The 23695-nt window shown below is 60.6% G+C and carries 26 protein-coding genes; 3 read left to right on the top strand and 23 right to left on the bottom strand.

What is annotated here, in order from left to right; all coding sequences use genetic code 11:
* Positions 1 to 23 precede the first annotated feature (23 nt).
* The 8 genes from ABEA02_RS01750 to sucC form a co-directional block, all read right to left on the bottom strand.
* Positions 24 to 2384: a GspE/PulE family protein gene (locus tag ABEA02_RS01750; RefSeq protein ID WP_345531103.1), complete on the bottom strand. Its 2361-nt coding sequence runs from the start codon at positions 2382 to 2384 to the stop codon at positions 24 to 26.
* Positions 2385 to 2486: 102 nt separating this feature from the next.
* Positions 2487 to 3254, bottom strand: a complete 768-nt coding sequence (locus ABEA02_RS01745) for a 3',5'-cyclic-nucleotide phosphodiesterase (RefSeq protein ID WP_345531102.1) — start codon at positions 3252 to 3254, stop codon at positions 2487 to 2489.
* 24 nt (positions 3255 to 3278) lie between these two features.
* Positions 3279 to 4031 (bottom strand): FHA domain-containing protein, encoded by a 753-nt coding sequence (locus ABEA02_RS01740; protein ID WP_345531101.1) that lies wholly within the window; start codon positions 4029 to 4031, stop codon positions 3279 to 3281.
* A gap of 55 nt (positions 4032 to 4086) precedes the next feature.
* Positions 4087 to 5031 carry an ornithine cyclodeaminase family protein gene (locus ABEA02_RS01735; protein WP_345531579.1) on the bottom strand — a complete coding sequence of 315 codons (945 nt, stop codon included), beginning with the start codon at positions 5029 to 5031 and terminating at the stop codon, positions 4087 to 4089.
* Between the two features lie 49 nt (positions 5032 to 5080).
* Entirely contained in the window at positions 5081 to 5794 is a 714-nt protein-coding gene (locus ABEA02_RS01730; protein WP_345531100.1) for a TerC family protein, read from the bottom strand.
* 188 nt (positions 5795 to 5982) lie between these two features.
* Complete coding sequence (locus ABEA02_RS01725) at positions 5983 to 6690, bottom strand: TerC family protein (protein ID WP_345531099.1); 708 nt, start codon at positions 6688 to 6690, stop codon at positions 5983 to 5985.
* Between the two features lie 65 nt (positions 6691 to 6755).
* Complete coding sequence (sucD, locus tag ABEA02_RS01720) at positions 6756 to 7649, bottom strand: succinate--CoA ligase subunit alpha (protein ID WP_345531098.1); 894 nt, start codon at positions 7647 to 7649, stop codon at positions 6756 to 6758.
* 24 nt (positions 7650 to 7673) lie between these two features.
* Positions 7674 to 8834, bottom strand: a complete 1161-nt coding sequence (sucC, locus tag ABEA02_RS01715) for an ADP-forming succinate--CoA ligase subunit beta (RefSeq protein WP_345531097.1) — start codon at positions 8832 to 8834, stop codon at positions 7674 to 7676.
* Between the two features lie 437 nt (positions 8835 to 9271).
* On the opposite strand from sucC, the gene ABEA02_RS01710 reads away from it, so the two are divergent.
* Positions 9272 to 11437, top strand: coding sequence for a type IV pilus assembly protein FimV (locus ABEA02_RS01710; protein ID WP_345531096.1), 2166 nt, complete (start codon positions 9272 to 9274; stop codon positions 11435 to 11437).
* 28 nt (positions 11438 to 11465) lie between these two features.
* On the opposite strand, the gene ABEA02_RS01705 is transcribed toward ABEA02_RS01710, so the two are convergent.
* Positions 11466 to 12212 carry a Nif3-like dinuclear metal center hexameric protein gene (locus ABEA02_RS01705; RefSeq protein ID WP_345531095.1) on the bottom strand — a complete coding sequence of 249 codons (747 nt, stop codon included), beginning with the start codon at positions 12210 to 12212 and terminating at the stop codon, positions 11466 to 11468.
* Positions 12213 to 12241: 29 nt separating this feature from the next.
* Between ABEA02_RS01705 and ABEA02_RS01700 the strand changes: the two genes are divergently transcribed.
* A complete protein-coding gene (locus ABEA02_RS01700) occupies positions 12242 to 13405 on the top strand; it encodes a trypsin-like peptidase domain-containing protein (protein WP_345531094.1) in 1164 nt (387 codons plus the stop codon).
* A 129-nt stretch (positions 13406 to 13534) separates the two neighbouring features.
* Positions 13535 to 13822 (top strand): hypothetical protein, encoded by a 288-nt coding sequence (locus ABEA02_RS01695; protein ID WP_345531093.1) that lies wholly within the window; start codon positions 13535 to 13537, stop codon positions 13820 to 13822.
* Between the two features lie 49 nt (positions 13823 to 13871).
* Here the strand turns inward: ABEA02_RS01695 and tatC are convergent, their stop codons facing one another.
* From tatC to murA, 14 genes are all read right to left on the bottom strand, one after another.
* Positions 13872 to 14603, bottom strand: a complete 732-nt coding sequence (gene tatC, locus ABEA02_RS01690) for a twin-arginine translocase subunit TatC (RefSeq protein ID WP_345531092.1) — start codon at positions 14601 to 14603, stop codon at positions 13872 to 13874.
* A complete protein-coding gene (gene tatB, locus ABEA02_RS01685; protein WP_345531091.1) occupies positions 14603 to 15070 on the bottom strand; it encodes a Sec-independent protein translocase protein TatB in 468 nt (155 codons plus the stop codon). The genes tatC and tatB overlap by 1 nt, the downstream gene beginning before the upstream one ends.
* Positions 15071 to 15148: 78 nt before the next feature.
* Positions 15149 to 15361, bottom strand: coding sequence for a Sec-independent protein translocase subunit TatA (gene tatA, locus ABEA02_RS01680; RefSeq protein ID WP_345531090.1), 213 nt, complete (start codon positions 15359 to 15361; stop codon positions 15149 to 15151).
* A gap of 12 nt (positions 15362 to 15373) precedes the next feature.
* Positions 15374 to 15721: a histidine triad nucleotide-binding protein gene (locus ABEA02_RS01675; RefSeq protein WP_345531089.1), complete on the bottom strand. Its 348-nt coding sequence runs from the start codon at positions 15719 to 15721 to the stop codon at positions 15374 to 15376.
* Positions 15721 to 16047, bottom strand: a complete 327-nt coding sequence (locus ABEA02_RS01670) for a phosphoribosyl-ATP diphosphatase (protein WP_345531088.1) — start codon at positions 16045 to 16047, stop codon at positions 15721 to 15723. Before ABEA02_RS01670 ends, ABEA02_RS01675 begins: the two co-directional genes overlap by 1 nt.
* On the bottom strand, positions 16040 to 16468 hold the full coding sequence (gene hisI / locus ABEA02_RS01665) for a phosphoribosyl-AMP cyclohydrolase (RefSeq protein ID WP_345531578.1): 429 nt from the start codon (positions 16466 to 16468) through the stop codon (positions 16040 to 16042). Before hisI ends, ABEA02_RS01670 begins: the two co-directional genes overlap by 8 nt.
* Positions 16462 to 17220 (bottom strand): imidazole glycerol phosphate synthase subunit HisF, encoded by a 759-nt coding sequence (gene hisF / locus ABEA02_RS01660; RefSeq protein WP_345531087.1) that lies wholly within the window; start codon positions 17218 to 17220, stop codon positions 16462 to 16464. The genes hisI and hisF overlap by 7 nt, the downstream gene beginning before the upstream one ends.
* A gap of 28 nt (positions 17221 to 17248) precedes the next feature.
* Entirely contained in the window at positions 17249 to 17995 is a 747-nt protein-coding gene (gene hisA / locus ABEA02_RS01655; protein WP_345531086.1) for a 1-(5-phosphoribosyl)-5-[(5-phosphoribosylamino)methylideneamino]imidazole-4-carboxamide isomerase, read from the bottom strand.
* Positions 17996 to 18087: 92 nt separating this feature from the next.
* Entirely contained in the window at positions 18088 to 18732 is a 645-nt protein-coding gene (gene hisH, locus ABEA02_RS01650; protein WP_345531085.1) for an imidazole glycerol phosphate synthase subunit HisH, read from the bottom strand.
* A 30-nt stretch (positions 18733 to 18762) separates the two neighbouring features.
* A complete protein-coding gene (hisB, locus tag ABEA02_RS01645) occupies positions 18763 to 19365 on the bottom strand; it encodes an imidazoleglycerol-phosphate dehydratase HisB (RefSeq protein ID WP_345531084.1) in 603 nt (200 codons plus the stop codon).
* A gap of 10 nt (positions 19366 to 19375) precedes the next feature.
* Entirely contained in the window at positions 19376 to 20458 is a 1083-nt protein-coding gene (gene hisC / locus ABEA02_RS01640) for a histidinol-phosphate transaminase (protein ID WP_345531083.1), read from the bottom strand.
* Between the two features lie 36 nt (positions 20459 to 20494).
* Positions 20495 to 21784 (bottom strand): histidinol dehydrogenase, encoded by a 1290-nt coding sequence (gene hisD / locus ABEA02_RS01635; RefSeq protein WP_345531082.1) that lies wholly within the window; start codon positions 21782 to 21784, stop codon positions 20495 to 20497.
* Positions 21781 to 22428, bottom strand: coding sequence for an ATP phosphoribosyltransferase (hisG, locus tag ABEA02_RS01630; RefSeq protein WP_345531081.1), 648 nt, complete (start codon positions 22426 to 22428; stop codon positions 21781 to 21783). Before hisG ends, hisD begins: the two co-directional genes overlap by 4 nt.
* Before the next feature lie 14 nt (positions 22429 to 22442).
* Entirely contained in the window at positions 22443 to 23693 is a 1251-nt protein-coding gene (gene murA / locus ABEA02_RS01625; protein WP_345531080.1) for a UDP-N-acetylglucosamine 1-carboxyvinyltransferase, read from the bottom strand.
* Positions 23694 to 23695: the final 2 nt, after the last annotated feature.

Here is a 23695-nt window from a genome sequence, read left to right as displayed (position 1 = left end):
TCACAAGCGACGACCCGCAGGCTTCAGCGGATGCACACCTTGCGCACCTGACTCATATCGGTCAGCCCCGCGAGGACTTTCTCTATGCCATCCTGCCGCAGCGTACGCATGCCGTCATCGAGGGCCGTGATCATCAGTTCCGCAACCCTGGCCCGGGTCTGGATGAGACGCTTGACAGAGTCAGAGCCGAGCATGAGTTCATGCAGGCCGACACGGCCGCGATAGCCGGTGCCACTACACTCGTCGCAGCCTTTGGGGCGCATTAGTTGTATACGGCCGGCCCCATCTGCAAAGCGCTCAAGCCAGTCTGCGCGCACCGCAGCGCGAGCTGCCGCCGGGTCAGCCGCGAATCCCGGGGTCTGACGAAGGTCTTCGCAGTATTCGTCCAGCAAGGCATCCAGCTCTGCATCAGTTGCCGAATGCGCCTCGCCGCAACGGCGGCAGACACGGCGCGCAAGGCGCTGTGCCAGTACCCCCAGCAGGGCATCCGCAAAGTTGAAGGGATCCATACCCATGTCCAACAGGCGCACGATGGACTCCGGCGCGCTGTTCGTGTGCAACGTAGACAGCACGAGATGCCCCGTCAGGGATGCCTCGAGGCCGATGGTGACGGTCTCGCGGTCACGCATTTCGCCCACCATGATCACGTCGGGATCGGCACGCAGGAAGGCACGCATGACGACCGGGAAGTCCAGCCCCGCCTTGCGATTGACCTGCACCTGGCGCAAACCTTTCTGGGTGATTTCCACCGGGTCTTCCGCCGTCCAGATCTTGGTGTCCGGCGTGTTGATGTGCTTGAGGATCGAGTGCAGCGTAGTGGTCTTGCCTGAACCAGTCGGGCCGCAAACGAAGAAAATGCCGTAAGGCTTGGCCACCGTTTCCTTGAGGCGTGCGAGCGTCTGCACGGACAGGTTCAGCGCATCCAATGGCAGCGGCTCGCCCTGCGCCAACAAGCGCATCACGACGTCCTCCATCCCGCCTGCCGTGGGGACCGTCGCCACCCGCAACTCAAGGTCTAGCGGGCCATACTTGCGAAACTTGATCTTGCCGTCCTGCGGCTTGCGACGCTCGGAAATATCGAGGTCGGCCATGATCTTGATGCGCGCCACCATGGGGTTGCGATAGCTCGCAGGCACTTCGACATAGGGCATCAACGCACCGTCCTTGCGGAACCGGATCAGGGTCTTTTCCTTGCCGGGGCGTGGCTCGATGTGGATATCCGAGGCACCCTGGCGATGCGCATCGACAATCACGCGATTGACCAGCTTGACCAGCTCGTTGTCGGCTGCTGCGGCGAGATCTTCATGATTCGCGGCATCCCCCTCCTCAGCCATCTCGGACAGCAGATCGCCGACGGAAGAAAGCTCATCCCCGCTTTGATCGAAGTACTGCGCAACGGTCCGCTCGAACTCGCGCTGCGAGCAGACCCTGTAGTGCAGCGACGCACCGTGGAAAACGTTGTGCACGACGCGAGTGCCGATCACCTGCTCGGGGTCGACGGCCAGCACAGCAATCCCGTCCGGCCCTTCTTCCAGTGGCAGCCAGTGGTTGCGCATGACGTATTCGCGCTTCAGGTTGCGCAGCAAGTCCATGGGGCGGATGCGGTCGGGCCGGAAGGGTTCGTAGGGCACACCATAGAACTGCGACATGGCTTCGCCAAGCTCCGCCAGCGACAACCCCAACTCATCGCAAAGATAGTCTTCTAGCGCAACGCCGCGTAACCTCGCTGCCTCCTGGGCCGCATCCATTTCTTCGGCGTCGAGACGACCGCTGCGCACCAGGTAATCAAAGCGCGAACGTAGGGGCATTTCGGCCCGCAGGCGCTGCGCGAACGCGATCGACAGTGTCTGTGCAAGCGCCAGAACCCCCTCTTCCTCAATGGGAGAGAACGGCTGTGCATCGTGCGTATTGATCAGCTGCACAACGCCGATCAAGCCCTCATCTTCGGTGTCGACCAAAGGCGTTGCCAGCATCTGTCGGCACTGGAAGCCGTGGCGCTGATCCATCTCCTGACGGAACTCGAGATCCGGAGAAATCGCATTCAGCTCTTCCCGGTCATAGACATTGCGCAGGTTGAGTGTCTGACGGTGCGCGGCAACATACCCGGCGACGCTGTCATCCGCCACCGCAAGACGAATCGAACGGCTCTCGTCCAACCCGGTCTTGACGCGGGCATTGAGATAGGCGCCGCTCTCGTCGATCGTATATACGGTCAGGCGCTCGGCACCAAACAATGCACAGATCTCGATTGAGACGTCGAAAATGATCTCGTCAATGTCGTGCGTTTCGTGAATACGCGTGGTCAGTGCCTGCAGCCCCTTGAAGAAGGCCAGCCGGCGTGCCATGGCATTGGATTTTCCGGTGCTCGGAGTGCGGGTGCTCATGCCTTTGTACCTATCAACGTCTGGCTGCTCGGTCAGCGCTGGCGCTTCAAATCGGGTACATCTCACGCTCCATATCGGCCCTGGAACGGGAAACCTTCACAATCAGATCGTAAAGATCTGCCCGTTCTCCAGAATTCTGGGCTGGAAGCGCGCGAGTTTGTCGACAATCTCCTGCACGATCTGCTCGCTCATGCCCGGCTTGAGGTGGGTGATAAAGATCTCGGGAGTAGCAACCAGACGATCCAGCATGACGGACAGCATGCTGGGACACAGATGACGTGCTGCCATGGCCAGATCGTGCTGACCATCGGGGAAAGCTGTCTCGACAATGAAATAGCGCAGGTCCGGCATACTGTTCAACGCATCCACCAGGGCATCGCACGGTCCGGTATCGCCAGAGAACACCAAGCCCCCAGCCCCGTCACTCAGGCTGTAGCCCACGGCAGGAACCGCATGCGACGCTGGCAAAGCGCGAATCTCGCGGCTACCTTGCTGCCAGCTCTCACCCACAGCCAGGGTCTGAAAACGCAAGAACGGATTGTCACGATCCGGGATCGCACTGAAGTCAGGCCATACAAGCCAGTTGAAGATATGCGAGCGAAGGATGCGCAGGGTTTCCTCGGTCGCATGTACGGTGATGGGTTTATCGCGAAAGTCACCCACCGTGTCGACCAGCATGGGCAACATCGCAATGTGATCGAGATGCGCGTGCGTCAGGAACACATGGTCGATCTTGAGCAGCGACTCGAATGGAACGACCGCAAGGCCGGTGCCGCAATCGATCAGGATGTCCTCATCGACCAGCAGCGACGTCGTCCGGTTCTCCATACCGCCAATCCCGCCACTACAGCCTAGAACCCGGATTTCCATGCGGGCGCGCCGTCTGGGGTCCGATCAGCCCTGCGGCCGCAAGTAGAAGCCCATCTTGACGCCGGCAATCTCGATCACATCCTGATCCGCCAGCAGATGCGCCTGCGCGTCGAGCTGCCGACCATTAACAATCGGGAAGCTGTCACCCTCAACGTGGGTAATGAAGTAACCGTGCGGTCGCCGCGTGATCACAGCCACCTGAGTGCCCGGTTTGCCAAGCGTGGTCAGGGATTTCGAGAGTTCCAGCTCTCGCCCGGCATTGCGACCGGAAAGGATCTGCACCATGCCCATCGCTTCGTCGCCGCGCGGACGGTTCTGTTCGCCGGCAGGGCCGCTCCAGCCACCTGTCGAAGAAGCGTCGCTCACCGAGGTTTCAACGCCGAAACCCACCATGGTGTCAGTGTGGCCACGCGGAGTATTGGTGAGTTTTGCCGCCTCAGGCGCCGGCACAAAAGCCTTTTCGAAGGTGCTGCCTGCTGCGAACTCGGGTGTGTCCTTGATGAACTTGAGGCGGTACTTGCCGAGTTCCACCACATCCCCATCCTTCAGCACATGCTTCTTCACGGGCTGACTGTTGACGTAAGTACCGTTGGTACTGTTCAGGTCTTCAAGGAAAGCGTCATTGAGAATGCAGACGATGACAGCATGCTCGCCACTGATTGCCAGATTGTCGATCTGGATATCGTTGTGCGGCTTGCGGCCAATGGAGGTGCGCTCCTTGCTCAACATGATTTCCTTGAGCACCAGACCATCCATGCTTAGAACAAGCTTCGCCATTTTCTCCTCAACCCCGATTTACTTGTGCGCGTCCGCAGACTTTGCCTGAGAGGCATCAATAAGGCAGTTGCTGCCCGCAGTGACTGGCTGAGCCGTTCTCCGCTGCGGACAACTTATCCGACAAGCCCGCATCTTGCAACACCATCGCAGCAACGGCGATGTCCTGAATCGCCAGGCCCTGTGACTCGAACAGCGTGATCTGTTTCACATCTTGCCGTCCCGGGTGGCGTCCTGTCAGTACATCACCCAACTCGACAAGCTCACGTGGCGCCAGGCGCCCCTTCTCCATCAAGGCGGTCAAATCGCCCGCCTCCAGCAACGCCGTATCACGGCTGTCTACGCAAACCAGGCCTGCGCGCAGCACAGCGACTTCGTCCAGCTCGCGCCGCAGCAATGAGTTAGAGCCGATCGCGTTGACATGCACTCCGTCGGCGAGCCACCCGCCCTCGAGTACAGGTTTTGACGAAGTTGTAGCCGTCACCACAATGTCGCTGTCGCGTACAGCAGCCTCGGCACTCACGGCAGGCTCCACCGGGACACCCAGCTCTGCAGCCATGCGCACGCAGAATTCCGCCAGCTCATTTGCCCGACGCGCGTAGACCTTGAACAGCCGGACGGTCCTGACCGCAGTGAGCCCAAGCATCTGACCGCGAGCCTGGCGCCCAGCCCCCAAGAGACCGACAACCGCCGCATCGGGGCGGGACAATGCGCGGGCAGCCAGTCCAGCTGCCGCGCCGGTCCGCATGATGCCGATCTGGTCGGCTTCCATGACAGCGAGCGGTGCGCCACTATCAGCGTCAAACAGATGCAACCAGAAGCGTGCCCCTCTGGCTGTCGAGGTGTAGGTCTTGAACCCCATCACGCCGCGCACCGGCCAGGCTGCCTGCAGCAGATGCTGCATGGCGCCACCGCCACGCACGCGCCGACGTGGCACGTCGATCGCCTCACCCATTGTCAGCGCACGATGCGCCGCCTCGACAGCAGGCAGTACCCTGCCCATGTCGAGAAAGGGCGCAACGTCCGCCTCACTGAGAAAGCGCGCGGTCACATCATCCCTTATCTGCTTTCGCCGCCGGGCGACGAGCAACCACAAGCTTGCCCACTGCAAACACCAGCAATGCACCACCAATACCGAAACCGTACTTCAATGCATCGCTCACCTCGGTCGCACCCAGCCAGGTCATCACGGCCGGATCGGTAATCGCCATCGTGCCGGCAATCCAGCCCAGCAGCATGGCGCCCAAGGTGATGATGATGGGGAAGTGCTCCATCAGCTTGAGGACCAGTTGGCTACCGAAAACTATGATTGGAATACTGACCAGCAGCCCGAAGATCACCAGCGGCATTTGATGAGAACCTGCAGCCTCGGCTGCCCCGGCGATTGCCAGAACGTTGTCAATGCTCATCACCAGATCCGCCACAATGACCGTCTTGATGGCGGACAGCAGGCGATCGCTTCCGGGAATCTCTTCGTGCCCTTCCTCCTCCTGGGTCAGCAACTTCACACCGATCCAAACGAGCAGTAGGCCGCCCACCAGCTTGAGATAGGGAATCTGCAGCAAGGTCAGAGCAAAGAAGATCAGAACAACCCGCAGCAACACCGCGCCAGCCGTGCCCCAGATAATGCCCTGCGTGCGCAGCTTGCTTGGCAGCTGTCGGCATGCAAGGGCGATCACAACTGCGTTATCGCCTCCCAGCAGGATGTCGATCATGATGATCTGGCCAACCGCGAGCAAAAACTCGGGCGTCAGAAACTGCTCCATACGTTTCTCCGTTGCAATCTATGGGTATTCATCAGCCTGCTTACAGGCCAAGCGTTAAGGCTGAAATCGGTACCAACTCGCCGGCATATCACCGTGCTCATCCATCAGCGGTCAAATTTCGCAACCTTGGGACAACGCGGGACACCTGAAGTGCCCCGCGTATCCACATAAACCCGCCACTGGATCAATTATCGACCGTCTGCTCTGGCTGCAGAGCGTGCGTTCATGACCCGACCCACTACCAACACCAACGCAGCCCCGACCGAAGCAAAAGCAAAGTGGAGGATCAGATCGATATGTATCCAGCGTTCCACCACTGGCTCACTGCTCGCCATCTCGCCAGCAATCCAGCCTAACAGCATGGCGCCAAGAGTAATGACCACGGGGAAACGCTCCATCAGTTTGAGAACCAGGGCACTACCAAAAATGACAATAGGAATCGACATCGCCAGCCCCAGCACGAGGAGGACAAGCTTAGCCTCAGCCGGCGCCGCGTCAGCCGCCGCCGCTACAGCAAGCACGTTGTCAAGGCTCATGACCAGATCTGCAATCAGGATGGTCTTGATGGCACCGAGCAGGGAGCCCGACTGCTTGATATCTGCCTCATCGTCCTCACTGGCCAGCAACTGCACCCCGATCCACAAGAGCAGCAACGCACCGATCAGCTTGAGCCATTCAAGCTGAAGCAACTTGACCGCAAAGATAGTCAGCACCACACGCAGCACGATTGCCGCAGCAGAGCCCCACACGATGGCATGTTTCTGCTGTGAGGGCTGCAGGGAACGCGCTGCAAGCGCGATCACGACCGCGTTATCGCCGGACAGCAGGATGTTGACCCAGATGATCTTGACCAAGCCCATCCAGAATGCGCCGGTCATCAGCAAGTTGGTATCCACTCAGGACCTCTTTAAACGAAAACGGGCAGCCTCACTCGGCTGCCCGCATATTGCAACGACTCAGATCAAAGCACGCTCTTGAGGAGCTTGCCCATCTCGGACGGGTTGCGCGTCACCTTGAAGCCGCACTCTTCCATAATGGCGAGCTTGGCGTCTGCGGTGTCGGCACCGCCGGAGATCAGCGCACCAGCGTGGCCCATGCGCTTGCCGGCCGGCGCTGTCACGCCTGCGATGAAGCCAACCACCGGCTTCTTCATGTTGGCCTTGCACCATTGGGCGGCTTCAGCTTCGTCCGGACCACCGATCTCACCGATCATGATCACAGCATCGGTTTCAGGATCGTCGTTGAAAGCACGCATCACATCGATGTGCTTCAGACCGTTGATGGGGTCACCACCGATACCGACGGCGCTGGACTGGCCCAGACCGATTTCGGTCAGCTGAGCCACAGCTTCATACGTCAGGGTTCCGGAACGCGAGACGACGCCGATGCGGCCCTTGCGGTGGATGTGGCCCGGCATGATGCCGATCTTGATTTCGTCCGGCGTGATCAGGCCGGGACAGTTCGGGCCCAGCAACAGGGTCTTCTTGCCACCAGCGGCTTCCTTCGCCTTCATGCGGTTACGCACTTCCAGCATGTCACGCACGGGGATGCCTTCGGTAATGCAGATGGCCAGATCGAGGTCGGCTTCCACGGCTTCCCAGATCGCTGCGGCTGCCCCTGCGGGCGGCACGTAGATCACGGACACGGTAGCGCCCGTTGCACCCGCGGCTTCCTTGACGGAACCGTAGATGGGAATGTTGAAAATCGACTCGCCTGCCTTCTTGGGGTTCACACCCGCAACGAAGCAGTTCTTGCCGTTGGCGTATTCCTGGCACTTTTCAGTGTGGAACTGACCGGTCTTGCCCGTGATGCCCTGGGTAATGACCTTGGTATCTTTGTTGATGAAAATCGACATTTTCTGAACTCCTGAGTGCCCGGCTTACGCCACGGCAGCAACAATCTTCTGGGCGGCTTCTGCCATGGTGTCGGCAGCGATGATGGGCAGACCGGACTCGGCAAGAATCTTCTTGCCCAGGTCTTCGTTCGTGCCCTTCATGCGCACCACCAGCGGCACAGCCAGCTTCACTTCGCGGGCTGCGGTCACCACGCCGTTGGCGATGGTGTCGCACTTCATGATGCCGCCGAAGATGTTGACCAGAATGCCCTTCACTTCGGGGTTCTTGAGCATGATCTTGAAGGCTTCGGTCACCTTTTCGGTCGTGGCGCCGCCACCGACGTCAAGGAAGTTGGCCGGCTCACCGCCGAACAGCTTGATCGTGTCCATGGTCGCCATGGCCAGACCGGCACCATTCACCAGACAGCCGATGTTGCCGTCGAGCGAGATGTAGGCCAGGTCGAACTTGGAAGCTTCGATTTCAGCCGGATCTTCTTCTTCGATGTCGCGCAGGGCGACGATTTCCGGATGACGGAAAAGCGAGTTCGAGTCGAAATCGAACTTGGCGTCCAGCGCCTTGATGTTGCCGTTGCCTTCGAGAATCAGCGGGTTGATTTCCGCCAGCGAAGCATCGGTTTCCATGTAGCAGGTGTAGAGCTTCTTGAAGGTGTCGACAGCCTTGTCGAGCGAACCTTCGGGAACACCGATGCCCTTGGCGAGCTCCAGACCCTGCGCGTCGGTCAGGCCGGTGGCCGGATCAACGAAGACCTTGATGATCTTCTCGGGCGTGTTGTGGGCGACTTCTTCGATGTCCATACCGCCTTCGGAGGAAGCCATGATGGCCACCTTCTGCGAAGCGCGGTCGGTCAGCGCGGCAACGTAGTATTCCTTCTTGATGTCAGCGCCCTCTTCGATCATCAGGCGACGGACCTTCTGGCCTTCCGGACCGGTCTGGTGCGTGATCAGCTGCATGCCGAGGATCTGGCCGGCGATCGTGCGTACTTCGTCCTTGGAACGAGCCAGCTTGACGCCGCCACCCTTGCCACGGCCGCCCGCATGAATCTGGGCCTTGACCACCCAGATCGAACCGCCCAACGTGTCGGCCGCAGCGACGGCCTCATCAACGCTGAAACAGGGGATGCCACGAGGCGTTACCACCCCGAACTTGCGCAAAATCTCTTTTGCCTGGTACTCGTGAATTTTCATGTTTGTCCTTCAAACGCAGCCCGCGTCCGACGAGGACGTTGCTGCAATTGGATCACCTGGAATTTGACGCGGACATCCTGGCCGGTACCAGATCCGCCGTTTTGGCACTGCGTGGCGGCGGTCACTGGACACGAACACAGCTTCTTGTCAGGGGGAGGCTGAATCGGCTTACTGCTGGATGCAGCCCGTGATTGTACCTAAAGGCATGCTGTTCCGCACAAAGCTCAGGAGCCCCCTCCACGCCCCGGAACAGATCGCCCACCTGCCAACGAGGGACCCACCTGGAAGGCGACGGAAGCCTGTCATACCGCACAAAAACCTGAAAATATGCGGCTTGGCGAGGCTTTTCCGGCTTTGCGGCGCGGGCGTGTCGTCTAGAATCGGGCCAAATGACGCCAATCCCGCCACTTCCCTTTCGCCGCCGCAATACCGGGTGGATGTGGAAATCCCGCAGTCCGCTCGCCGCAGTCTCGACTGGCGGTACTGCACGCCTGCGCAGATGTGTGGTGGCGCTTTGCGGAACCAGCTGGTTCGGCCTGGCTCAGGCAGTGGGACTTGGAGATGCCGAGACCAGCAGCCGCCTGGGGCAACTCTTGCATGCTCGTATTGCCGTTCAGGCCAACGTCGACGAGGAGATCTCGGCCGACTGCATCCGGCTGGAGGGCCCCCGCCGTGATGCAGGAGAAGACTTGCCATGGCTGCGCACCGGCCGACTGAGGCTGGAAAGCCGCAATGGTAAACCCGTGATCATCGTGAGCTCGGTAGACACGATCAGCTCACCGATCCTGATGTTTGCGATCCGCGTGGACTGTGGCACCGCACTGCGCCGCGAATACACCCTGCTGTTGAATCCCGCCGAGGTCGTCGATACCCCGGCGAGCAGGCCTTCCGCCCCCATCGAGACCCCGCCGTCGCCCAATGCGGGAACCCTTCGCACCACGCAAGGCGAGACCCTGCAGTCCATTGCGGGCAGCCTTTTTCCCAACGACCGTGGGCTGCAAGCGCGCTACATCACGATGTTGCGCCAGCAGAACCCCGGCAAGCTGAACACCTTCCAGAACCACACACCGCTGCCTCCTAACACGGAGCTCGCCGCCCCGGAGATCGGTGCTGTCATGAACAGCGCCGCAACGCCAGCAGCGCAAACATTGGCACCTCGCCCGGTGCAGGCAAGCAGCCTGGAGCGTAAAAATACGCCGCGCCCTGTCGCCGAGCGCCCTGCTCCTCGCCCCCAGCCGCGGCTGGTACTTGGGCGCGGCGACAGCTCTTTGCAGATGGCAACCCAACTGGAGGGGCGTAAAGAACTGTCGGAAGTCGAACGCGAACGCCTGCGAACTGAACTGCAGCTGATTGCCACACTGGATGAAAAAATTGCCACGCAATTGGAGCTCAGCGAAAAGCTGCGCCAGCTGGAAGCCCTGCAAACCCGCCTGCAATCGGATGTCCAGGCCCTCGAATCGAAACTGCAGGCACAGCAGTCCGCGCTCGTTCCAGCGGCCGATAGCACGTTGGCCACTTCAGCCAGCGTAGCAGGGAGCGCCCCGGCCGCCAGCACAGCCCCCACCATCGCCATTACCCCAAAGGTAATCGCACAGAAACCCGGCCTTGAAAGTGCCTTCCCTTGGTGGGTGATCACCGCCCTCGCGTCAGCAATTGTCGGTGCGCTGGTGTTGGTCTGGCTAAAGTGGAGAACACGCACAGGTACTGACAACACCGCGTCGAACCTGTCGCCCCAACCCGAATCTGCGCAGGCCAGTGAAACGGCCGCCGACAATCTGTTCGAGCCGCTATCGGAAGATGACATCTGGCCTGATCTGGCGCCCGGAAAGTCTCCCGCAACCCGGCCGGAGCTGGCGGACCTTCCCTCGCTGAGCGAGCATGGTCCGGCTTCCGTACTGCACATCGTCGAAGATGTCGAAGAACATGACTCGGCCGTCGAACTCGCTGAAATCATGCTGTCTTTCGGTCGTGTTCAAGGTGCAGCGCAGACACTCGCCGACTACATCCGTGCCAACCCGCTGCAAGCCGTCAAACCCTGGGTGAAGCTCCTCGAGGTCTATAAGGCGGGCGACATGCGCGCCGAGTTCGAAGCGCTGACGCTGCAACTGAATAAAACCTTCAATGTGAAGCCGGTCGCGTGGGACGACTTTGAAATCGCCATGCGCGCACCGGAATCACTGGAACATATTCCCCACGTGCAGGAACGACTCTGCAGGGTTTGGGGCACGCGTGAGTGTCAGGCCTGGCTGCATCAGTTACTGCGAGATAACCGGCAAGGCACGCGCCAGGGTTTCCCGCTTGCCATCGTTGATGAAATCCTGTTGCTACTGGCGATCCTGGAAGCCAGCCTGGGGCCTTACCGCCCGGAACATGATCCAGAGCAGGAGACACCACTGACTGCCCTTCCCGCGACAGTTGCCACGACCACTACGCGTCTTACCGAAACCACGCTTACGCGCAACGCCTCGCCGACATTCCCTGATCTTGAGTTGGGCACAGAAACGGCAGACCTGACGCGCACCCTGCACATCAACCTCGACGATCTGCCTGATAGCGACGACACGCGCACCTCGATGGAGCCTCGTCGTCTGGACCTGGACTGATCTCGGCACAGCGCAACGAGCCGGTCTTTCACACCGGGTTGTCGATGTCCTCAAACATGACATCCAGACCAAAGCGCTCCGCGAGGTAAGCACCCAGGGCCCTCACGCCATAGCGCTCAGTCGCATGGTGCCCGGCCGCCAGATAGGGGACGCCACTTTCGCGCGCCAGATGCACGGTGGGCTCCGAAATTTCGCCCGACAGGTAAAGATCTGCGCCGGCCATGATGGCCTCTTCGAAGCTGCCTTGTGCCGCCCCGGTGCACCACGCCACTCGCTTTACCAATCTGTCTGCATCGCCCACCAGCTGCGGCTGACGACCAAGCGCCGCAGCGACCTGCGCCGCACAGCACGAAGCCGGGGCGGGCTCGGGCAAATCACCAAAGAACACCAACTCCCTCTCGCCACAACGCCCCGTCACGGGCCAACCGAAAAGCTTTGCAAGTTGCGCGTTGTTGCCAAGCTCCGGATGCAGGTCCAGCGGCAAGTGGTACGCAAACAGATTGATGTCGTGTTGCATCAACGTCGCCATCCGCTGGCGTCGATGTCCTGTCACCCGGCCGTCCTCGCCACGCCAGAACCAGCCGTGATGGACGATGATCGCGTCAGCTTGCACAAGCACGGCCCGCTCAATTAACGCGAGGCTCGCCGTCACGCCGCAAACCACCCTCTGAATGCTGGCCTTTCCTTCCACCTGCAAGCCGTTTGGGCAATAATCCTTGACGCGCGAACACGCCAATAATTCATCCAGATGTGTTTGCAGCTCTTGTCGGTTCATAACAATCATTCCGGGGGCGGATACCAAGCATGCGGCGCCTGTGGCTCATCTTCGCACAAACCGTCACGATCGCTCTTGCCCTGCTCCTCGTCGTGAGCGTCCTGCGGCCAGACTGGCTGCCTCGTGGCGATGCGCCGGCACCCGCAGTCCAGGTGCTCAGCGCTCCACCCAGCACGGCTTCCGCTGCGCTGCCCGCAACGGGTTATGCGCAGGCGGCTCAAGCAGCCCTGCCCGCCGTCGTGCCGATTTTCACCAGCAAAGCCATCAAACAGCAACGTCATCCGTTTCTGGACGATCCGCTGTTCCGCCATTTCTTCGGCGAGCGTCCGGACAGCGGCACCCGTCGCGCGTCAGGTCTTGGCTCCGGCGTAATCGTCAGTCCTGACGGTTACATCCTCACCAACAACCACGTTGTCGAGGCTGCTGATGAAATCGAAATCTCGTTACCGGACAACAGCCGCCGTATGGCGCGCATCATCGGGCGCGATCCGGACAGCGATCTCGCCGTACTGCGCGTGGATGTCGACCGCCCCCTGCCCGCGATCACCTTCGCACGCAGCGAAGCGCTGCATGTTGGCGATGTCGTGCTCGCCATCGGCAACCCCTTCGGCGTGGGCCAGACAGTCACAATGGGCATCGTCAGCGCGCTCAACCGCTCGCACCTTGGCATCAACACCTTCGAGAATTTCATCCAGACCGATGCAGCCATCAACCCGGGCAACTCGGGCGGCGCCCTGGTCGATATTCGAGGGCAGCTTGTAGGTATCAATACCGCCATCTACTCGCGCTCCGGCGGCTCGCTGGGCATCGGCTTTGCCATCCCGTCAGACTCGGCCAACAAGATCATGCAGGAGATCATCCGCACTGGCGGAGTTACCCGCGGCTGGATTGGCGTCGAAGTCCAGGAAATCACCCCGGACCTGTCGGAGGCCTTCAAGGTGCCGCGTCAGGGGGCTCTGATCGCCGGCGTGGCCCGCAACAGCCCGGCCGACACGGCTGGCGTTCTGCCAGGCGATGCGCTGGTGAGTATTGAGGGCGAAGCCATACGAGACGTGCAGGCCATGCTGGAACGCATTGCTGCGCTGCAGCCAGGCAAGAGCGCTCGGGTCGGATTCATTCGCAAAGGCCAAGCCATCGAGCTCAAGATGACTGTTGCCAAACGTCCAGGCCCGGACAACCAGCGCGCCGAATGAGGCTTTACAACCAGTTCAACGACTCATTGCGCTTCTTGACCGGGTTTTTTCATCTGGGCGTCAACCTCCCCGAAACTGCCGCGTTAGTGGAAGTGTCGGTCAGATGACCGGTTATCAGGACGAATGAACATGGGGCAGCAAAGCCACGAAACGATTGACGCATTCCTGGATTCGCTCAAACGCGCCGGCGTCAAGATCAGCAACGAACAAGAACTGCGCGAGCGCCTGGTCGAAGCACGACTGTGGCACATGGCGTTCATGACACTGGCCGCGCACGGCCAGCCGCTGGGCATCCGCTTCGAAAGCGACGACGGCCAGTCCATCGATGAGGACGCGCTGCAAAACCTCTTCGCCCGCCACAGCTTCCCCTCGTCGGCCGAAGGCAACTTCGCCGCACGCCTGAAGACTGCTCACTGAGCAGTCTTCATGTGATCAGGGCGCCCTAAGGCGCCCTGCAAGGCCTGGATCACGTCGGACTGGGGTCGCCCCGCTTCATCATCGCGGCCAGCAGCACCCCCACCTCGTAAAGCAGGCACATCGGGATAGCCAGTAGAAGCTGGGATGTGACATCCGGCGGCGTCACCACGGCGGCAACGACAAAGGCGCCCACTATCACATAGCGCCGTGCTTCGCGCAGCTGCGCCACAGTCACCAGCCCCGTTTTCACCAGGATCAGCACAACGATCGGCACCTCGAAGGTGACACCGAACGCCAGGAACATACTGATCGCAAAAGACAAGTACTGTTCAATGTCCGGCGCAACGGTAATGCTTGTCGGCGCAAAGCTGGCAATGAACTTGAACACCATCCCGAACACGAAGAAATAGCAGAACGCCATGCCAGAGAGGAATAGCACGGTGCTGCCCACAATCATCGGCAGCGCAAAGCGGCGCTCATGAGCGTAAAGCCCCGGGGCAACAAAGGCCCAAGCCTGATAAAGCACCACCGGCAGCGCCACCACGAAGGCCGCCAGCAAGGTCACCTTGATCGGCACGAAGAACGGTGCAACGACACCTGTCGCGATCATCTTGGTGCCTTCGGGCAGGTTCTGCAGCATGGGCAAGGCCAGCAAATCGTAGATCTTGCTGGCAAACGGCATCATGCACAGGAAGACAACTACGATAGCCAGTACGGCCTTGATCAGTCGGTTGCGCAACTCGACAAGGTGGGAGAGGAAACTGTCTTCACCGAACGCCATCAGTGCTTCTCCCCGTCCGGAGCAATTTTCGGTGCTGGTGCGGGCTGAGCCGATTCAGACAGGGCGAAAAGGTCCGGCTGATTCTCATCGACAGCGGGCACATCCTCCGTTCCACCATCCGGCGCAGCGGCATTCTGCAACGCCTGGTTCGCAGAGTCTGAAACCTCTTGTGCAGCGGCTACTACCGGGGCAGCAATCTCCCCCACCTGTTCGTTCACCGCTGCAATGCCCTGATTCATGTTCTGCTCGAACTGCCCGGCAGCCGTCTGGATTTCTTCCTGCATGCGCTTGAAATCAGCCAGCTCCATCTCACGGCTGATATCTGACTTCACGTCAGACACATAGCGACGCAAACGCCCCAGCAGATGACCAGCTGTTCTGGCCACGCGCGGCAATTGCTCTGGCCCTATGACGATCAAGGCCACCACGCCGATGACACCCAGCTCCGAAATACCGATATCAAACATGGATCCTGTCCGGCAAATTCACTGTGCTGAAAACAAGCGGGGCGCTCGCAGCGCCCCGCAGTATCCAGGCAACTCGGTTCAGCTCTTCTTTTCGCTGGCCTGGCCTTCGATGGTCTTGGCGTCTGTCGACGCGGTCGAACCACCCGACTCGTTGCCGTCCTTCATGCCTTGCTTGAAGCCCTTGACCGCACCACCGAGATCCTCGCCGATGTTGCGCAGCTTCTTGGTGCCGAAAACCAGCAGGACGATGACCAGAACGATCAACCAGTGCCAGATGCTAAAGGAACCCATTTGAAACTCTCCTCAATATTTCAGCATGGCCGGCATGGCTTGCCCGCCAACAACGTGGATGTGGAGATGATACACCTCCTGCCCACCCAGCCTGCCGGTGTTGATAATCGTACGGAAGCCATCGGCACTCCCGTTTTCCGAAGCAATACGCGGGGCCAGCGCCAGCATCTTTCCCAGCACGGCCTGATCCTCCTCGGGTACCACATCGAACAGCGTGGCGATGTGTTTCTTGGGAATGATCAGTACGTGCAATGCAGCCTGCGGATGGATGTCGCGAAACGCCACGACGTCCTCATCCTCGAAAACCTTGGTCGCAGGAATCTGGCCCGCAACGATGCGACAGAAAATGCAGTCCGACATCATTTCTCCTTGCGGGCGTTCTTCTCGTCGATACCGGAGATGCCTTCGCGACGACGCATCTCGACCAGCACATCATCTGCCGACAAGCCGAAATGCGACAGCAGGACCAGAGAGTGAAACCACAGGTCCGTCACTTCGTAAACCAAGTGTCGCAAATCTCCGTCCTTGGCCGCCATGATCGTCTCGGCAGCCTCTTCAGCCACCTTCTTGCAGATCGCGTCCGTGCCTTTGCTGTAAAGCTTGGCAACATAGGATGACTCCGGTGCTGCTCCCTTGCGTTCGGCCAGTGTGGCGGACAAACGTTGCAGAATTTCGGGATCAATCATGATTGTGCTCCCCATCTTGCTTCGCCTTGCCATAGATGGCAGCTGGATCCTTCAACACGCCGTCCACCGTCTGCCAGCCCTCATCAGTCAGATATTTCTGAAAGAAGCAGCTGCGACGCCCGGTGTGACAAGCGATACCGCCGACCTGCTCGATGCGCAGCAGCACCACATCGTTGTCGCAATCGATGCGCAACTCGTGCACGCGCTGGATGTGACCAGACTCCTCGCCCTTGTGCCACAACTTGCGGCGCGAGCGCGACCAATACACGGCCTCGCCTGAAGCCGCGGTCTGCTCCAGTGCCTCGCGATTCATCCACGCGAACATCAGGACCTCACCGGATTCATAGTCTTGCGCGATCGCAGGAACGAGCCCCTGCTCATCCCAAGCCACCTGATTGAGCCAGCGTGTATCGCTCACAATCGCACCTCGATGCCACGATCTCGCATGAAGGCCTTGGCTTCGCGCACCGTATGCTCACCGTAATGAAAAATGCTGGCTGCCAGCACTGCGTCGGCACGCCCCTGCTGTACGCCGTCCGCAAGATGAGCTAGCGAGCCCACGCCACCACTGGCAATCACGGGAATGCTGACGGCATTGGCCACGGCGCGCGTCAGTTCGAGATCAAAGCCACTCTTGGTACCGTCACGATCCATGCTGGTCAGCAGGATCTCCCCAGCGCCCAGTTCATTGGCCTTGCGTGCCCATTCAATGGCGTCAAGACCCGTGTTCTTGCGGCCGCCGTGAGAGAAAACTTCCCACTTGCCGGGTGAAGTCTGCTTCGCGTCAATCGCCACGACGATGCACTGGTTACCCACCTTGCCGGAAGCTTCGGCGACAAGGTCAGGATTGCTGATGGCCGCGCTGTTCATGCTCACCTTGTCAGCGCCCGCGTTGAGCAGGCGGCGCACGTCAGCCACACTGCGCACGCCACCACCAACGGTCAGGGGAATGAACACCTGGTTCGCAACCTGCTCAACGATATGCAGGATGATGTCCCGCTCATCGGAGCTAGCGGTGATATCCAGGAAAGTGATTTCGTCAGCGCCCTGCTCGTCGTAACGTCGCGCCACTTCGACCGGGTCTCCAGCGTCGCGCAGTTCCAGGAAATTGACGCCCTTGACGACACGACCAGCGTTGACGTCAAGACAGGGAATGATGCGTTTGGCTAGCATGGGAATAGCCGCGTTCGCGGCGGTGGGTTCAGGTTTCGCCGTTGAGTTCGTCAGCACGCGCCTGCGCGGCCTTGAAGTCCAGCGTGCCTTCGTAGATGGCGCGACCAGTGATGGCACCGATGACGCCTTCTTCTTCGACGGCGCAGAGCGCATCAATGTCGTCAAGATTGGTCACACCACCGCTGGCGATGACGGGAATACGCAGCGCCTGCGCAAGCTTGACGGTGGCTTCGATGTTGACACCGCCCAGCATGCCGTCACGACCGATATCGGTGTAAATAACGCCCTCGACACCGTAGTCTTCGAACTTCTTGGCGAGGTCGATGACGTCGTGACCAGTCAGCTTGGACCAACCGTCCACGGCAACCTTGCCATCCTTGGCGTCGAGGCCAACGATGATGTGGCCCGGAAAAGCGCCGCAGGCATCGTGCAGAAAGCCAGGGTTCTTGACCGCCGCGGTTCCGATGATGACGTAGCTGATGCCGTCGTCAAGGTAGCGCTCAATTGTGTCCAGATCGCGGATACCTCCACCGAGCTGCACGGGGATCTCATCACCGACTTCGGCAATGATGGCCTTGATGACAGCTTCGTTCTTGGGCTTGCCAGCCACCGCACCGTTCAGGTCCACAAGATGAAGGCGTCGCCCCCCTTGCTCGACCCAATGGCGCGCCATGGCGGCGGGGTCTTCGGAGAACACGGTGGCATCCTGCATATCACCCTGACGGAGACGCACACAATGTCCGTCCTTGAGATCGATGGCGGGGATCAGCAACATGATGAAGTCGGGGGCGGTGAGAGAAGGGGATTGGAGAGGTTTGGCCTGGCGGAAGGGAACCGGATGGGGGCGTACGAAACAGTCGGGTACGTTCAGGGTCGCCAGGCAATAAAATTCGACAGGAGACGCAAGCCAGCGGCGGCGCTCTTTTCGGGGTGGAACTGGATGGCGGCGATATTAGCTTGGGCCACTGCACAGGTAAAGGGCACGCCGTAAACCGTGCGAGCCGCCGTGGCGCCGCTGTCTGCCGGTTCGCAGTAGTAGCTATGCACGAAATAGAACCGCTCGCCCTGCCCCTCAGGCGTGGCGATGCCCTCCCACAGGACATGGGGAGCCGACGGCAGCACTTCGTTCCAACCCATGTGGGGCACCTTCAGATGGCCTCCATCCGGTGACACCATGTCACCCGCAAAGCGGCGCACACGGCCGGGCAAAAGCCCGAGGCCCTTGGTATCGCCTTCTTCGCTATGGTCGAACAGCATCTGCATACCCACGCAAATCCCCAGAAACGGCTTGTCTTCGGCCGCACGCAGCAGCGAATCATGCAACCCGCGTGCCAGGAATTCACGCATGCAGTCGTGCATGGCGCCCTGCCCCGGCACGATGATCCGGTCAGCGTCCAGCAAGGTCTGTGGCTGATCGCTGACAATGACCTGCGCCTGCGGAGCCACCTTTTCGACGGCTTTGGCCACCGAACGCAGGTTGCCCATGCCGTAATCCACGATCACTACTTTCATGCTTGTCACCGCTACCTCAGGCTTCCCTGATTACAGCGCCCCCTTGGTGGAAGGAATGCTGCCCGCAGCGCGCGGATCGACCGTTACCGCCGCACGCAGGGCGCGGGCGAAAGCCTTGAACACGGTCTCACACTGGTGATGGGCATTGATGCCGCGCAGGTTGTCGATGTGCAGGGTCACGAGGGCGTGATTGACGAAGCCCTGAAAAAACTCGCGCACGAGGTCGACATCGAAGTCGCCAATGCGCGCACGCGTGAATTCGACGTTCTGTACGAGACCGGGGCGGCCGGAGAGATCGACCACGACACGGGACAGCGCTTCATCAAGCGGCACATAGGCATGCCCATAGCGCACGAGGCCCTTCTTGTCGCCGACAGCTTTGGCAAAGGCCTGGCCCAACGTGATACCGACGTCTTCCAGCGTGTGGTGTGCGTCGATGTGCAGGTCGCCCTTGGCTTCGATCTCGAGGTCGATGAGGCCGTGACGCACGATCTGGTCAAGCATGTGGTCAAGGAAAGGCACGCCTGTATCCAGCTTGCCAACACCCGTACCATCAAGGTTGATCGCCACGCTGATCTGCGTCTCAAGGGTGTTGCGCACAATCTCGGCCTTGCGGCTGTTCGGGGCAGTCATTGCAGTTCTCTCAGAGGATTTCGGACAGCACGTTGAGGAAGGCGTCATTCTCGGCCGGCGTACCGATGGTGACGCGCAGGCAATTGTCGAGCAAGGGGTGCGCGCCGTGCAGGCACTTTACGAGGATCTGTCGGTCCTTGAGAGCGTTGAAGCTCGCGCGGGCATCCGGCACACGCAGCAGCAGGAAGTTGGCCTGACTGCGGAACACGGTGACACCGGCGAGCCCGGCGAGCTCGTGAAAAACACGGGTCCGTTCGCCGACGATGATCTCTGCCTGTGCTTCCAGCGCGCTGCTCGATTTCAGGACCAAAGTGGCAATGGCCTGCGTCAGGGAATTGATGTTGTAAGGGAGGCGCAGCTTTTCGAGTTCGTTGATCAGCGCCTGCGCTCCAGCCATGTAACCCAAGCGCAGCGCTGCCAGACCCAGCTTGGAGAGCGTGCGCATCACAACCAGATTGGGGAATTCTGCCAAGCGAGGCATGAAGCTCTTGCCTGCCGCGAACGGCGTGTAGGCCTCGTCGACCACGACGATGCCCGGGGTAGCACGGATGATCGCCGCGATATCGTCAGCACCGAACAGGTTGCCGGTCGGGTTGTTGGGATAGGCCACGAACACCAGCGAGGGCTTTTCGCGTTCGATGGCAGCCAGGGTGGCTTCAACATCCAGACTGAGATCTTCTTTCAGCGGCACCCCGACGTAACGCAGCCCACAAAAGGTCGCGATCATGCGGTACATGACGAAACCTGGCTCAATGGCAAGAATCGTTGCGCCTGGCCGTGCAATCGCCATGGCCAGAATCTGGATCAGCTCGTCCGAGCCATTGCCCAGCATTACACCGCTATCGGCGGGAATCTTCATCGCGTCGCGCAGCGCCACCTTGAGTTGCGCCGCCGACGCGTCGGGATACCGATTGAGGGCCACACCATGCGCAATCTCGGCCACACCATCACGCAACTTTTCGGGCAGATGGAAAGGGTTCTCCATTGCGTCGAGCTTGATCATGCCGGCTGCGGGAGGCACGTGATAAGCCGACAAGGCCTGGATTTCCGGACGGATGAGTTGCTGCACAAGCGCTTGCGCGTCGCTGGTCATGAAAGGACTCGCTGAGAGAACGACGGAATTGTACGGTTATTTGCGGTAGAGGGCCGACAAGGCATGCGCCTGCAGGCCTTCGCCGTAGGCCAGCGCCGCGGCCACCGGGGCCAAGGTCGCAGCCCCTTCACGCGACATGCGGATCAGGCTCGTACGCTTCTGGAAGTCGTATACGCCCAGCGGCGACGAGAAGCGCGCGCTGCGGCCAGTCGGCAACACGTGGTTGGGGCCGGCACAGTAGTCGCCCAGTGCCTCTACAGACCAGTGACCGATGAAGATGGCACCTGCGTGGCGGATCTTCGGCAACAGCGCCTCAGCGTCATGCACTGATAGTTCAAGGTGCTCAGCCGCCACGTAATTGGCAATCTCGCAGGCTTCATCAAGGCCGCGTACAAGAATCAAGGCGCCTCGATCCTGCAGCGAAGCGCGGATGATATCGGCGCGCGGCATGGTCGGCAGCAGCTTTGCTATGGATTCGGCAACGCGTTCGAGATAAGACGCGTCCGGGCACAGCAGGATGGACTGGGCACGCTCGTCGTGCTCGGCCTGCGCGAACATGTCCATCGCCACCCAGTCCGGGTCGCCAGAACCGTCCGCAATGATCAGCACTTCGGACGGGCCAGCGACCATGTCGATGCCCACACGGCCGAACACGCGGCGCTTGGCTTCAGCGACATAGGCGTTGCCCGGACCCACGATCTTGTCGACTTCCGGGATGCTTTGCGTGCCATAGGCCAGCGCTGCTACGGCCTGCGCACCACCAATCGTAAACACGCGGTCCACGCCAGCCAGCGCAGCAGCAGCCAGCACCAGCGTATTGCGCTCGCCACCGGGCGTCGGCGCCACCATGATGATTTCGCCCACCCCCGCCACCTTGGCCGGCATTGCGTTCATGAGTACCGAACTGGGGTAACTGGCCTTGCCGCCCGGCACGTAAATGCCGACGCGGTCCAGCGGGGTGACGCGCTGGCCGAGGCGCGTGCCATCGGCTTCCACAATTTTCCAATCCTGCTGCACCTGATGCGCGTGGTAATCGCGCACGCGCTGGCAGGCTGTTTCAAGTGCCGTACGTTGCTCCGCGCCCAGGCTTTCAAGTGCGCGCTGCAATTCGGCCTTGGGCACTTCGAGCTGGCCCATGCTGCTGGCGTCAAGTCGGTCGAAACGACGTGTCAGGTCAAGCACGGCCGCATCGCCACGCGTGCGCACATCGTGGATGATGTCCGTCACGGCCTGCTGCACGCCGGCATCCAGTGCTGCCTCGAACGCCAGCAGAACCTCCAGCCGCGAGCGGAAATCCGCATCGGTACTCGACAGACGATTGATCATGGCTTGACCGCCCCTGCGAAAGCTTCGATGACAGGCTGCAGCAATTCGCGCTTGAGCTTGAGTGCGGCCTGATTGACGACCAGGCGCGAGCTGATCTGCATGATTTCTTCGACCTCGACGAGCTTGTTAGCACGCAAGGTGCCGCCAGTAGAGACGAGGTCGACGATGGCGTCAGCCAGACCCACCAGCGGCGCCAGTTCCATCGAGCCATAAAGCTTGATGAGGTCAACGTGCACGCCTTTGGCGGCAAAGTGCTCGCGCGCCATCTGCATGTACTTGGTCGCCACGCGAATGCGCGCACCACGCTGTACAGCGGCGGCGTAGTCGAAGCCCTCCGGCACGGCGACGCTCATGCGGCACTTGGCGATATTGAGGTCTAGCGGCTGATACAGACCCACACCACCATGCTCGAACAGTACATCCTTGCCTGCGATGCCGAGGTCAGCCGCCCCATATTGCACATAGGTCGGCGTGTCGCTGGCGCGCACGATGACGAGGTTCACCTCGGGGCGATTGGTGCCAATGATGAGTTTGCGCGAAGACTCCGGGTTCTCGCTCGGCACAATGCCAGCCGCCGCGAGCAGCGGCAGGGTCTCTTCGAAGATGCGACCCTTGGAGAGGGCCAGGGTAATTCCGTTTGCCATGATGGTCTGTTCGTTCAGTTCAGGCGGCGTGCCCGTGCGCCTAACGCAGCGAGCTTCTGCTCCAGCTTCTCGTAGCCGCGGTCCAGGTGATAGATGCGATCAATGATCGTCTCACCTTCAGCCACCAGACCGGCAATGACCAGCGATGCCGAAGCGCGCAGGTCGGTTGCCATCACGGTCGCCCCCTGCAGACGCTCCACACCCGTCACAACGGCCGTATTGCCATCGATGCGGATGTTGGCGCCGAGACGTTGCAGCTCGACCGCGTGCATGAAGCGGTTTTCGAAGATGGTCTCGCGGATCACGCCGGTGCCGTTGGCCACGCTGTTTATGGCCATGAACTGCGCCTGCATATCGGTCGGGAAAGCCGGGTACGGCGCTGTGCGGATGCTCACCGCAGTCAGGCGCTGCGGGGCCTTTATGCCGATGGCGTCGCGCTCGATATTGATCTCGCAACCAGCATCCATGAGCTTGTCGACCACTGCGTCGAGATACGCCGACGAGGTATTGGTCAGACGAGCCTCACCACCTGCAGCGGCGACAGCACACAGATAGGTGCCCGTCTCAATGCGGTCCGGCATCACGCGATGTGTTGCGCCATGCAGACGTTCAACGCCACGGATGCGGATGATGTCAGTGCCCGCGCCGGAAATCTGTGCGCCCATGGCGATCAGGCAGTTGGCCAGATCGACCACCTCGGGTTCACGCGCGGCGTTCTCTATGATGGTCTCGCCCTCAGCCAGACAAGCTGCCATCAGCAGGTTCTCGGTGCCGGTCACCGTCACCATGTCGGTGAGGATGCGCGTGCCCTTGAGGCGCTTGGCCGTGGCGTGCATGTAGCCATGCTCGACATTGATCGTCGCGCCCATGGCCTGCAGGCCCTTGATGTGCTGGTCGACAGGCCGCGCCCCGATGCCGCAACCGCCGGGCAAGCTGACCTTGGCTTCACCGCAACGTGCCGTCAGCGGCCCCAGCACCAGCACCGAAGCACGCATGGTCTTGACGAGATCGTACGACGCATAGGGATTCGTGATTTCGCTGGCGTCGAGTTGCACCGTGTCACCTTCGTACTGCGTCTTGACGCCCATCTGGCCGAGCAGCTTGAGCAAGGTCAGTGTGTCATTGAGGCGTGGCACGTTGGTGATGGTCACCGGCTCGCGCGTCAGCAGTGCTGAGCACAGAATGGGCAGCGCCGCGTTCTTGGCGCCGGAAATGGCAATCTCGCCCGACAAGCGAGCGCCGCCTTCAATCAACAATTTGTCCATGG

The sequence above is a fragment of the Viridibacterium curvum genome (genome assembly GCF_039544165.1).
Lineage (GTDB): Bacteria > Pseudomonadota > Gammaproteobacteria > Burkholderiales > Rhodocyclaceae > Viridibacterium > Viridibacterium curvum.
This window is presented reverse-complemented; position numbering and strand designations above follow the sequence as displayed.